Origin of the sequence: Nostoc sp. CALU 1950, assembly GCF_051172895.1 — a bacterium.
Lineage (GTDB): Bacteria > Cyanobacteriota > Cyanobacteriia > Cyanobacteriales > Nostocaceae > Nostoc > Nostoc edaphicum_A.
The window spans coordinates 53,182-65,642 of record NZ_JBDNJQ010000021.1; the positions used below are offsets into that span (position 1 = coordinate 53,182).

A 12,461-nucleotide genomic window follows, 5' to 3' on the forward strand; every position below is an offset into this window, starting at 1 on the left:
TTAGGGATTGGGTACTGGGGACTGGGGATTGGGTATTGGGTATTGGTTACTGGGAATTGGGTATTGGGTATTATGTATTCAAAAAAATCTTCCCTAGTCGCTAATTCCTAGTCCCCAGTCCCCAATCCTTAATCCCCAGTCCCCATTACTTTATCCAAGGACACTGCTACTACTACGTTTTGGGTATTTACCATTGCTGTAATCGTTGGTTCAGTCCAGCGGACTAACCAACCAGGTTGAATGCCAAAAATCACGATCAATATAGCTAAAATTGCAGGTGGGATGCGATCGCTCCAATACACACGCGGTAAGTTGGTAACCTGTGCAGACAGGCGTCCAAAAAAGGCGCGGTTGACAAGAATTAAGAAGTAAACTGCTGTTAAACCAGTACCAAGCATACATAGCAATGTTTGCACTGGGAAAACTGGAAAACTTCCCCGATAAACTATAAATTCGGAGATAAAGCCTAGCATTCCCGGTATACCAGCGCTGGCCATGACTCCGACAATCATCAAGCTACCGATTACTGGCATACCCCGTTCTGGGTTCAGCAATCCTTGGATGACTTCTAAATCTCGGCTTCCGGCTTTTTTATACACAACCCCTACTAGCAAAAACAGCATTGCCGAAATCAAGCCGTGGCTAATCATTTGCATTACAGCACCCAACACACTTAAAGGTGTAGCCGCTGCCGCCCCTAAAAGCACATAACCCATGTGTCCAATGGAGCTGTATGCTACCATTTTTTTCATATCGGTTTGAGCGATCGCGCAGGATGAACCATACAGCACACTTACCACTGCCCAAGTCGCCAACCAAGGCGCCAGATAATTCCAAGCTTCTGGCAATAAGTTCATCCCAAATCGCAGTAAGCCGTAAGTTCCCAACTTCAACAGCACCCCAGCCAATAGCACTGAAATCGGTGTGGAAGCTTCAACGTGAGCATCTGGCAACCAAGTATGGAAGGGAACTAAGGGAATTTTAATCCCAAAACCTATCAAAATTCCCGCTAGCAGTAAAAGCTGTGTCCCTAGAGGTAAAGTTGTCGCGTTCAAGGTTGCTAGTGCAAAGTTAGAGGAACCACTCAGCCAAACCATGCCGAGGAAACTTGCTAAAATTAGGATTCCTGAAACGGCTGTATAAATGAGAAATTTGGTAGCAGCATAACCCCGCTTTGCGCCACCCCAAATAGCTATCAATAGATACAGCGGAATCAGTTCTAATTCGTAAAATAGGAAAAATAGCAGTAAATCCTGTGCCAGAAAGGCTCCAGTCACCCCAGCGCTTAATAATAGTATCAAAGAGTAATAAAATTTCGGACGCTGTAGGGATTCATCGCTGCTGTAGATGGCAATGGCAGTTAACAATCCATTCAAAACCAGCAACGGCAAAGATAAACCATCTATCCCAAGGTTATAATTCAAACCTAAAACATCTACCCAAGGGATAGATTCAGCAAACTGTTGAGTAATTTCCCCTGGATGAAACTGAATTGCTAGTACGATTGTCCATAAGAAAGCGATACTAGCAAAGACCAAAGCCACCCCACGGGCAAATTTCCCATTGATGCCAGAGGGCGAGAAACCAATTAAAGCTGCACCGATTAACGGCACTAGAATTAAAACACTAAGCATAAGTAGGTATGGAATGGGGGATTGGGGATTGGGGACTGGGGATTGGGGACTGGGAAAAAACTCTTACCCAATCACAAATGACCAATGACAATATCTTTAAAAAGGCAATTTATCTAGTAAACCCAATGACCAGCTGATGAAAAAACCCAGGACGCTGACAACTGCTAGGATGGTCAACATATAGCCCTGAGATTGCCCAGAAATGCTGTACTTTAAAGTTTGTCCGCTAAAAATGGTCGCAAACCCAACCAAGTTTACGAAACCGTCAACTAAGTAGCGATCGCTCCAAGCAGAAATTTTAGATAGCAGTGCTACTACACTTACCACGGTTACAAGATAAACTCGGTCAATATAAAAATCATAACCTAACAAGTCTTGCAGAAATCTCCACGCCAAGATTCTGGATCTTGACCAAGCTTTGTGTAAATAAACTGTACACCCTAGACCTACCCCGACTACGGTAGAAGTAAACAATGCTAACGCCACATACCAATTAATACTTTCCCAATCGGGTAGTAAGTACCATTGCTGTAGCATCAAAGGTACAAGCAGGGTCAGCACGATGAGAATCACCATTGGCAGCGCCATCTGCCAACCAACTTCTGGCGTGCGACGGGTCTTCTGTTGCGGTTTCCCCCAAAAGACTAATCTAAATACTCTGGTCAAGTTGAATGCTGTCAAGCCATTGACTAATACTAAAACCCCAATTACCCAAGGGCTAATATTCACGAAACCGTCAGCCCATGCTAACATTGCCCAGAAACTTCCTAGTGGTAGCAGTGTTACCATCCCCGCTGAACCGACTACAAAGGCTGTGGTGGTGGCTGGCATCCGTGACCACAGACCGCCCATTTCTGTTAAGTCTTGGCTTTGGGTAGTCAAGATGACTGAACCGGAACTCATGAATAATAATGCTTTTGCGATCGCATGAGTTAACAGCAACATCAAGGCTACACCCCCTTGCTGCAACCCCACTGCTAAAAACACTAACCCCATGTATGCACTGGTGGAATGAGATAGCGATCGCTTAATGTCAATTTGAGCTATAGATACTAATGTTGCCCCAATCGCCGTTACCGTGCCCATAACTACCAAGGCATTCAAAGCAACTGGTGACAATGCTAACAATGGTTGAAATTTATACAGTAAATAAGCACCACCAGCAACTACCAGGGAGTTCCGCATTACCGAGGCGGGGTTTGGCCCTTCCATTGCCTCATCTAACCACAGGTGCAGTGGAAATTGGGCACATTTACCAGCAGGCCCAGCAATTAACGCCAACCCCAGCAATGTCGATGTCATTGGACTTAAATTAGCTGTTTGCGCCCACTCATATAAATCCGAAAAGTTCAAACTCCCGGCTAAGGTGGAAAGTGTCACTACAGCCATTAGCAGCAACAAGTCTCCCACCCGTTTAGTCCAAAATGCATCTCGCGCCGCCGTTACTACTAGTGGTTGAGCATACCAGAACCCCACCAGCAAATAAGTCGAAAGCGTTAGAAGTTCCAAAAGCGCATAGCTGAGAAACAAAGAATCACTGATTGCTAGACCACTCAGCGCCGCTTCAAAAAATCCCAGCAGTGCAAAAAAACGCGCTAACGACCAGTCCTTTTCCATGTAGCCCAGAGCGTAAACTTGTGCCAGTAAGCTTAACCCCGTAATTAAAACTGTTGCTCCAATACTGACTGGCGATAGTTCTAAGGCAAAAGATAAGTCTAAATCCGCAGCTTTGAACCAATTGATTAGTAAGTTTACTGGTTCTCTATCCCAAATACTTTTAAATACAAACAGGCTATGGACGAAGGCCACAATGGTCGTCAACAAATTGAAGTATGCCGCAGGTCTTGGCCCTGTTCGCTTAATTATTCCTATTCCCCACGGCAAGGTCAAAATTGCACCCAATAAGCTATAAAAAGGTACAAACCAACTTGTTGAAAATAGAAATTGATCCATTTAAATTTTCCTTGACGACTCAGCCTTGATTTTAAAAAAATTTCAAACGATTATTTATTTATTAAAATAAATCTACCAAAAGCCCGATGTTTTTTTACTATTTTTTAAAGTCAATTTCCAGAAGGAATTTTACTTAACGTTACCCTATTAAATATAAGTAAAATATAACTTTACATAAGCAAAAGCATTTACTTCCCTTAACATCACTGACCTTTTTACATTTGTATTTCTACTTTAAGCAAAGTACTTTATACGATATATTTGAAAAAATTATCTATTTTTCACCTAGTCCTTGTACATACAGTAATTTTTGAAGAAAGATAGATGCAGCAAAAGACGCAGCCTATGCTTGCCCTTTGCCAGATAGGATTAGCCTTGGTTATGAATGTCGTTTTGTAAATGTGATAAAGAAATTATAAAGCATAAGTGGCTGCTCTAGGAATCAGTGAACTTTAATTGCCCAGAAGCACAGATAAATTTTTGTTAAGTTTTTTAAAACTTTCTTATCATAAACTATTATAGTGATTTATATTGCCAGGGACGCCAAGCTTTCCTATGCTTAATTTGGAAGTGTTTTCTTAACTCTAAGATAAAGCTCTCCCCGTCAAAAATTTCAAACAACAGTACTGATTAGATTCATTTTGTAGGAGTTCTGCGATGCCAATTGCAGTTGGGATGATTGAAACGAAGGGCTTTCCAGCAGTAGTGGAAGCTGCTGATGCGATGGTGAAAGCCGCCCGTGTCACTTTAGTAGGCTATGAAAAAATTGGTAGCGCTCGTGTCACAGTGATAGTTAGGGGAGATGTATCGGAAGTTCAAGCTTCTGTAGCAGCTGGGGTTGAAGCGGCGAAAAGAGTCTTTGGTGGTGAAGTGTTATCCACTCATATCATTGCTCGTCCTCACGAAAACCTGGAGTACGTCTTGCCGATACGTTACACAGAAGCGGTAGAACAATTCCGTACTTAAAAGCTGTTTAAACAAAGTAATTAACGCTCTTTGCCTGAAAAGAGCATCACTTTTGTCCAAAGCTAAAAACTTTCAAATAGGGATTAAAACTAATGTCAATTGCAGTGGGAATGGTTGAAACGCTAGGCTTTCCGGCAGTGGTGGAAGCTGCTGATGCAATGGTGAAAGCTGCCCGCGTCACCTTAGTAGGTTATGAAAAAATTGGTAGTGGTCGAGTGACGGTCATTGTCCGTGGTGACGTTTCGGAAGTGCAAGCTTCTGTGGCCGCAGGAGTTGAATCTGTAAAGCGAGTTAATGGCGGACAAGTGCTGTCTACTCACATCATTGCTCGTCCTCACGAAAACTTGGAATACGTCCTCCCAATTCGTTATACAGAAGACGTAGAGCAGTTCCGGGAAAATGTGAATGCAATTCGCCCTTTCGGTAGAAGACCGTAATTTGTAATGCAAGTTGCCAAAGTTCGCGGCACAGTAGTTAGCACCCAAAAAGATCCAAGTCTCAGAGGTGTGAAACTACTGTTGTTACAATTAGTGGATGAAGATGGAAACATCCTGCCACAATATGAGGTAGCAGCAGATAGTGTGGGAGCAGGAGTAGATGAGTGGGTACTTGTCAGTCGTGGTAGTGCTGCTCGTCAAGTTACTGGAAATGAACAACGCCCATTAGATGCAGTGGTGGTGGCGATCATAGATACCATTTACGTTGAAGATCGCCTTATTTACAGTAAAAAAGATCAATATCAATAGTCATTGGTCATTAGTCATTGGTCATTAGTCATTAGTCATTAGCTCTCGACAAAGGACAAATGACAACTGACAAATGACAACTGACAAATGACAATACAGGAGGAATCTCGCGATGGCAGTCCGCAGCACGGCGGCACCCCCAACCCCGTGGTCAAGGAATTTAGCTGAACCCAAAGTCCATGAAACTGCCTTTGTACATTCATTTGCCAATCTGATTGGGGATGTACGAATAGGTGCAAATGTAATCGTTGCTCCGGGGACTACGATTAGAGCGGATGAAGGCACACCTTTTTATTTGGGTGAAAACACCAATATTCAAGATGGTGTTGTCATTCATGGGTTGGAGCAAGGCCGAGTAATTGGCGATGACCAAAATAAATACTCAGTATGGATTGGTAAAAACGCTTGCATTACCCACATGGCTCTAATTCACGGGCCAGCTTATGTAGGTGATAATTCCTTCATTGGCTTTCGCTCTACGGTGTTTAATGCCAGGGTGGGTGCAGGTTGCATCGTGATGATGCACGCTTTAATTCAAGACGTAGAGATTCCCCCTGGTAAATATATACCTTCGGGAGCGATAATTACCAGCCAGCAGCAAGCTGACCGCTTGCCAGATGTGCAAGATCAGGATAAGGAATTTGCTCATCATGTGGTTGGAATTAATCAGGCATTACGAGCTGGTTATCTCTGTGCTGCGGATAGCAAATGTATAGCACCCATTCGGGATGAGAACGCTAAATCTTATACAGGTAATGGTATTACTGTTTTAGAGTTGGAAAGGAGTAGTGAAGTGTCGAGCAATAGCTTGGGTGCAGAAACAATAGATCAGTTGCGGTATCTATTGGGGCAAGGGTATAAAATTGGTACGGAACATGTAGATCAAAGACGCTTCCGCACTGGTTCTTGGACTAGTTGTCAGCCAATCGAACCGAGATCCATCGGTGAAGCGATCGCAGCATTAGAAAGCTGTCTAAATGACCATAGCGGCGAGTATGTCCGACTGTTTGGCATTGACAAAGACAGACGGCGTGTGCTAGAAGCCATCATCCAACGTCCCGATGATGATGCAAAACCAGCTACCAGCTTTAGAGCGCCGACTAGTAGTCATAGCAATGGCAGCTACAGCAGCAGTAATGGTAACGGTAACGGTTCTAGCAGTGGCAAAGTCAGTGGCGAAACTCTAGAACAAATCCGCCACTTGTTGGCAGGTGGTTACAAAATCGGTATGGAACACGTAGATGAACGTCGTTTCCGCACTGGTTCTTGGACTAGTTGCAAGCCAATTGAAGCAACTTCCACAAATCAAGTCATCTCCGCCTTAGAAGAATGTATAGCAAGCCATCAAGGCGAGTATGTGCGTTTAATCGGTATTGATACCAAAGCCAAACGGCGGGTATTAGAGACTATTATTCAACGTCCAAATGGTCAAGTAGCTTCCTCTGGTAGTCAGAAATCATTTACTACTAGTGCAGCACCCTCTTCTACAGGAACAGCTAGCAGTAACAGCTTGAGTTCTGAAGTAGTAGACCAACTCCGGCATTTATTGGCTGGCGGATCGAAGATTAGCCTTGAACACGTAGATGAGCGCCGCTTCCGTACAGGTTCCTGGACTAGTACCGGTCAAATTCAAGCCTCCTCAGAAAGAGAAGCGATCGCAGCCGTAGAAAGACAACTCGGTGAATACGAAGGGGAATATGTACGCTTAATTGGTATTGACCCGAAAGCCAAACGGCGGGTATTAGAGACTATTATCCAACGTCCAAATGGTCAAGTAGCCTCTTCTGGCAGTCAAAGTCAAAAATCATTTACTAGCAGTACACCCTCTGCTACTGCAACAGCAACAGCTACCAGTACGCGCTTGAGTACAGAAGTAGTAGGCCAACTCCGGCAGTTATTGGCTAGCGGCTCAAAAATTAGCATTGAGCATGTAGATCAACGGCGGTTCCGTACTGGTTCATGGACTAGTACCGGTCAAATTCAAGCCTCTTCAGAAAGAGAAGCGATCGCAGCCGTAGAAAGACAACTCGGCGAATATCCAGGGGAATATGTGCGCTTAATTGGTGTTGACCCCAAAGCCAAGCGTCGGGTATTAGAAACGATTATTCAACGACCATAGTAGGGAATAGGGAATAGGGAATAGGAAATAGGGAATAGGGAATTTTAATATCCACCACTCACCACTCCCTAATAGTAGGGACTAGGGAATTTTAATATTCACCATTTACCATTCACCATTCACTACTCCCCATTCCCCATTCACCATTCACCATTCCCCACTCCGGCTTCCGAGGTTAAAATTTCCATGTCTGTGCCGCCACTGCGCCTCAGCAATAACTTTGATTCTTACATTAGTGGTGAGGTGACTATTCATCCAAGCGCGGTACTTGCACCTGGGGTGATCCTCCAAGCGGCTATAAACAGCAAGATCATCATTGGGCCAGGGGTCTGTATTGGTATGGGAGCAATTCTCCAAGTCCATGAAGGAACCCTAGAGGTAGAAGCAGGCGCAAACCTGGGAGCCGGGTTTTTGATGGTTGGCAAGGGCAAAATTGGAGCAAATGCTTGCATTGGTTCAGCAACAACAGTTTTTAACTATTCGGTTGAAGCTGGAGAAGTAGTACCACCGGGTTCAATTCTAGGAGACACCAGTCGGCAAATTACTCAAACAAAGCAACTAGAACCATCTACAAATAACCCAGCTTCTACAAATACATCACCGCAGCAGGAAGAAGAAAATGGCTTAGGGGGAGTTAAGGAAAAGGTAGTTTCCTCAACTAACTTCTCATCCTCGGCTTTTGTAGATTTCAAACAAAATAAGTCGATTTCTTACTTTAAATCTCCTGCCACTCCAGAAAGCCAGCCTCCTCCGGTGGAAGAACCGGCTAATGATGCTGAATCCACCTTGGAAGAAGCCGCCCAAACGTCTACAGAACATAACTCAGACCCCAGTCAGCCAACCACAGAATCCCCTAACGGTTTTGGGACTCAAATTTATGGACAAGGGAGTATAAGCAGACTGTTGACTACATTGTTTCCTCATAGACAATCATTGAACGACTCAAACTCTGACAATCAGTCCGAGTAAGTGTTAATTGTAAGTTGTCGGCTTTTTCCGTATTTTGGAGAATTGACATGGAAACATATAATCAACGGCCTATTCGTACCATCCAGGGAGCAAGTAGTCAAGAAACCTTTCAGGATACTGCTTTGGGTTTAGTTTCTACCCGCAGTTTCCCAGCGATCGTTGGAACAGCGGATATGATGCTGAAGTCAGCGGGAGTTCACCTCATTGGGTATGAAAAAACTGGTAGTGGTCATTGTACTGCGATCGTCCGGGGTGGAATTGCTGACGTGCGTCTGGCGGTAGAATCTGGTGTGCAAACTGCTGAACAGTTTGGTCAGTTAGTTTCTAGTTTGGTGATTCCCCGACCTTATCCCAACTTAGATATAGTGCTTCCCATCACAACCCGTTTTACTAAATTGATGGAAGAGGGCAATTACAGCCGTCTGAGTAATCAAGCAATTGGTTTAGTAGAAACGCGAGGATTTCCAGCGATGGTAGGAGCTTGTGATGCCATGCTCAAAGCTGCTGATGTTCAGTTAGCAGCCTATGAAAAAATTGGTGCGGGTTTATGTACAGCCATTATTCGTGGTTCCGTAGCAAATGTGGCAGTAGCAGTGGAAGCGGGAATGTTTGAAGCCGAACGAATTGGGGAATTAAATGCAGTCATGGTAATTCCCCGACCTCTCGACGAAATGGAGCTAACCTTGCCATTAGCAAGATGTTGGATAGAAGAACGCGAACCGTTAAACTTACCAGTGAATATTAAAGAACAAGTTGCCGAAATCGAGGTACTAAGATTACCAGATTTAACCAAGCTACCTACAAAAGTTCAAGAAGAATTATGGAATGATGAATGATGATAGATGAATTTTGAAAAACCATCATTCAACATTCATCGTTTAGATGGAAGGCATCTTACGCTTTTGCTGTTCTGATAATAGCTTCTTCAATCCATAAGTAGAATACTTTTGTTTTAATATAAATAATAGAGTTTTATCTATAATGAAACTCGTAACTTTCTGTGAGCATTGCTATATCATTTGCCAGTGTTCAGCAATACTAGTTATATATCTATTAATCGTTATATACAGGAGAATCACCCTTGAACCAAGCGACGCTGCACCAGTTAAAGGTGTTCGAGGCGGCGGCACGGCACAGTAGCTTTACTCGTGCTGCGGAGGAATTGTTTCTCACCCAACCTACCGTTTCTATGCAGATCAAGCAACTCACAAAATCGGTAGGTTTGCCATTATTTGAGCAAGTGGGGAAGCGATTGTATTTGACGGAGGCAGGACGAGAATTATTTGCCACTTGTCGGCAGATTTTTGACAATATAGCCCAGTATGAAATGAAGGTGGCAGATTTAAAAGGGCTAAAACAGGGACAATTACGCTTGGCAGTAATTACAACAGCAAAATACTTTATTCCACGTTTGTTAGGGCCCTTTTGCGAACTCTATCCAGGGATTGATATCTCGCTGCAAGTAACAAATCACGAACAAATTTTAGAACGAATGAGTCAAAATCTGGATGACTTATATATTATGAGTCAAATTCCAGACAATATAGATGTGACTTGTGAACCATTTTTAGAAAATCCTTTGATAGTCTTTGCACCAACTAATCATCCGTTATCCAAGGAAAAAAATATTCCTATACAACGCTTATCTAACGAACCTTTTATTATGCGGGAACCTGGATCAGGAACTCGTCGTGCCGTCCAAAAGCTATTTGAAGAAGAAGGGGTAACGGTAAAAGTCAAGCTAGAATTGGGAAGTAATGAAGCAATTAAACAAGCGATCGCAGGTGGTTTAGGTATTTCTGTTTTATCTCGTCATACCTTACTGTCAGACACTTCAGAGTTTAACATTTTAGATGTACAACACTTCCCCATTCAGCGACATTGGTACATGGTTTACCCATCTGGCAAGCAGCTATCTATCGTTGCTCGTGCCTATTATGAGTATCTACTAGCTGCGGCAAAGAATTTTGTCGAGCAAAATACTGATAATGCTTCTAATGCTCTTGAACCAATTCACGGCTAAAATAATTCGTAATTTGTAATTACGAATTACGAATTACGAATTACCTAAAAGGGTTGACTGTTAGACCAGTAAACATTGACAATTAACCAGCAGAATCATTAAAAATGGGGGAAAACTAGTAGTGGTTAACCCGGAAATACCATCTTGGCGCAAAACAGTACAAAGCGAGATTGTAGCTGTTACCGTGTATGCTGACAGAGCATTGGTTACACGGCGGGGTGTAGTTGATTTAACAGGAATTGAACAGGAATTAGTAATTACCGCAATGCCAATGACTCTAGAAACTGAGTCTGTCAGGGTTAGCGGTACTGGTACGGTAGGGGTGCGCTTGGTAGGAGTTAGTAGCGATCGCATCTACACTACTGAACCCGTAGCGGAGCGAGTCGCAAATTTGACAAGGCAAATCCAGCAATTAGAAGCAGAAAAACGCCACCTGCAAGCTCAGGTGGATGCTTTAGCATTGCAATCTAGTTTTATCGCTGGCTTACGTGAAAAAACAGAAGAACCCTTTTCACAGAGTTTGTCTCGGAAAAATCTCAGCCTTAGCGAAACTTTGGATTTTTTGAACTTTCTCGGAAGCCAGTATAGTGAATATGCGATCGCATCTGGAGAGTGCAAAACCCAACAGCAGGAATTAGACAAACAACTGCAAGCACTCCACACCTCATTGCAAAAAATTCAAACGCCCCATCCCAAAGAGAGTTTTAACTTAGTTGTAGCAGTTGAAGTAGCGGGTGAAGGAAAATTTGAATTAGAGGTATCTTACATAGTAAATCGCGCTAGTTGGAATCCGCTTTATGACTTACGCTTTAGCACTACCAGCGATATTGTACATCTGAGCTACCTTGCAGAAATTACTCAAAGCACTGGCGAAGATTGGATTGGTGCAAATCTTACCCTTTCTACCGCTAAACCGGGATTAGGTACACTCCCACCCAAACTTGAACCCTGGTATATTGATGCGCCACGTCCACAACTGTTACAACGACACCGATTTACTGCCCAGCCACCACTGCTACCTACCATAGCAGAACCGCCTGCTTCTGCTGCCAGAGCGGATTGGCAAGAACAAGATGAAGTTGCACAAGATAGTCTTATCCCAGCAGAAACCGTTGTGGCAGAAGTATCCAAAGAAGGTAGTGTAGTTACCTTTAAATTGAATAGTGGTGGCAATATTCCCAGTGATGGCGCACCCCATAAAACTACGATTTTTAATGATGATTATCCTTGTAGCTTCGATTATGTCGCAATGCCGCGCTTGGTAAGCTTTGCTTATCTACAAGCGAATGTAAAAAATAATCCCAACGGTGCGACTTTGTTACCAGGTAAAGCGAATATTTTCCGCGACAACGTTTTTGTCGGCACTACTGGGTTGGAGAATATTGCACCAGGGCAAGAATTCAAACTGAACTTAGGAATTGACGAAGGTTTAAAAATTGAGCGCGACTTAGTTGAACGTCTGGTAGATAAAAGATTAATTAGCAATCAGCGCCGGATTACTTATAGTTATCGGCTGATAATTACTAACTTACTCGACAAAGAGGTAAATCTGAAACTAACTGAACAATTACCAGTTAGCCGCAACGAGCAAATTAAAGTCCGCCTCAGTCGCAGTAACCCACAAATTCAACTTGGTGAAATGGGGATTTTAGAATGGCAGTTAACTCTTCCAGCCCAAGAACGACGAGAGATATATTACCAGTTTAATGTTGAACATCCGCCTGACCTAATGGTAGTTGGGTTAGATATCTAGGGAATCCCAAAATTAAAGGAGGCATTCAAGATCCGCCTCGTAATTTTGCCACTTAGAGCGACAACAAACTTTGGGACGCTCAAAAGGAAGCGGGAGCATCTCACTTTTACAAATATACCAGGCGATTAGAAATCGCGGCTACGCGGACTCAAAGAATTTGAAACCCACGGAGGAGGGTTTTGTTTGTATAGCCGCGAATTTCATTCGCCAGAGCTAGCTTTCTCTGGTCGTAGCAATTCTTGGTGCAATACAGTTCAGATAAGACCAAAACACTTGTAGAGACGGCGATTTATCGCGT

9 protein-coding genes and 2 pseudogenes are annotated in these 12,461 nt (G+C 43.4%); 9 read left to right on the forward strand and 2 right to left on the reverse strand.

Annotation, left to right across the window (positions count from 1 at the left end):
* Nucleotides 1-128: 128 nt before the first annotated feature.
* Together ABF638_RS08875 and ABF638_RS08880 are read right to left on the reverse strand one after the other, a co-directional pair.
* Complete coding sequence (locus tag ABF638_RS08875; protein ID WP_435022059.1) at nucleotides 129-1,634, reverse strand: NADH-quinone oxidoreductase subunit M; 1,506 nt, start codon at nucleotides 1,632-1,634, stop codon at nucleotides 129-131.
* Between the two features lie 96 nt (nucleotides 1,635-1,730).
* Nucleotides 1,731-3,587, reverse strand: a complete 1,857-nt coding sequence (locus ABF638_RS08880; protein WP_435022061.1) for an NAD(P)H-quinone oxidoreductase subunit F — start codon at nucleotides 3,585-3,587, stop codon at nucleotides 1,731-1,733.
* Nucleotides 3,588-4,244: 657 nt separating this feature from the next.
* Between ABF638_RS08880 and ABF638_RS08885 the strand changes: the two genes are divergently transcribed.
* From ABF638_RS08885 to ABF638_RS08925, 9 genes and pseudogenes are all read left to right on the forward strand, one after another.
* On the forward strand, nucleotides 4,245-4,553 hold the full coding sequence (locus ABF638_RS08885; RefSeq protein ID WP_012410633.1) for a carbon dioxide-concentrating mechanism protein CcmK: 309 nt from the start codon (nucleotides 4,245-4,247) through the stop codon (nucleotides 4,551-4,553).
* A gap of 92 nt (nucleotides 4,554-4,645) precedes the next feature.
* Nucleotides 4,646-4,990, forward strand: coding sequence for a carbon dioxide-concentrating mechanism protein CcmK (locus tag ABF638_RS08890; protein WP_010995041.1), 345 nt, complete (start codon nucleotides 4,646-4,648; stop codon nucleotides 4,988-4,990).
* Between the two features lie 6 nt (nucleotides 4,991-4,996).
* Nucleotides 4,997-5,299, forward strand: coding sequence for a EutN/CcmL family microcompartment protein (locus tag ABF638_RS08895; RefSeq protein WP_069071088.1), 303 nt, complete (start codon nucleotides 4,997-4,999; stop codon nucleotides 5,297-5,299).
* Between the two features lie 112 nt (nucleotides 5,300-5,411).
* Nucleotides 5,412-7,064 (forward strand): annotated as a pseudogene (locus ABF638_RS08900) (ribulose bisphosphate carboxylase small subunit); the annotation flags it as partial.
* Nucleotides 7,065-7,172: 108 nt separating this feature from the next.
* Nucleotides 7,173-7,418: pseudogene (locus ABF638_RS08905) on the forward strand (ribulose bisphosphate carboxylase small subunit); the annotation flags it as partial.
* Nucleotides 7,419-7,604: 186 nt separating this feature from the next.
* On the forward strand, nucleotides 7,605-8,387 hold the full coding sequence (locus ABF638_RS08910) for a transferase (protein WP_435022066.1): 783 nt from the start codon (nucleotides 7,605-7,607) through the stop codon (nucleotides 8,385-8,387).
* A 47-nt stretch (nucleotides 8,388-8,434) separates the two neighbouring features.
* Complete coding sequence (locus ABF638_RS08915) at nucleotides 8,435-9,223, forward strand: BMC domain-containing protein (RefSeq protein WP_435022068.1); 789 nt, start codon at nucleotides 8,435-8,437, stop codon at nucleotides 9,221-9,223.
* Between the two features lie 245 nt (nucleotides 9,224-9,468).
* Nucleotides 9,469-10,410 (forward strand): LysR substrate-binding domain-containing protein, encoded by a 942-nt coding sequence (locus tag ABF638_RS08920; RefSeq protein ID WP_435022070.1) that lies wholly within the window; start codon nucleotides 9,469-9,471, stop codon nucleotides 10,408-10,410.
* A gap of 121 nt (nucleotides 10,411-10,531) precedes the next feature.
* On the forward strand, nucleotides 10,532-12,163 hold the full coding sequence (locus tag ABF638_RS08925; RefSeq protein WP_435022072.1) for a mucoidy inhibitor MuiA family protein: 1,632 nt from the start codon (nucleotides 10,532-10,534) through the stop codon (nucleotides 12,161-12,163).
* The last annotated feature ends 298 nt before the right edge of the window (nucleotides 12,164-12,461 follow it).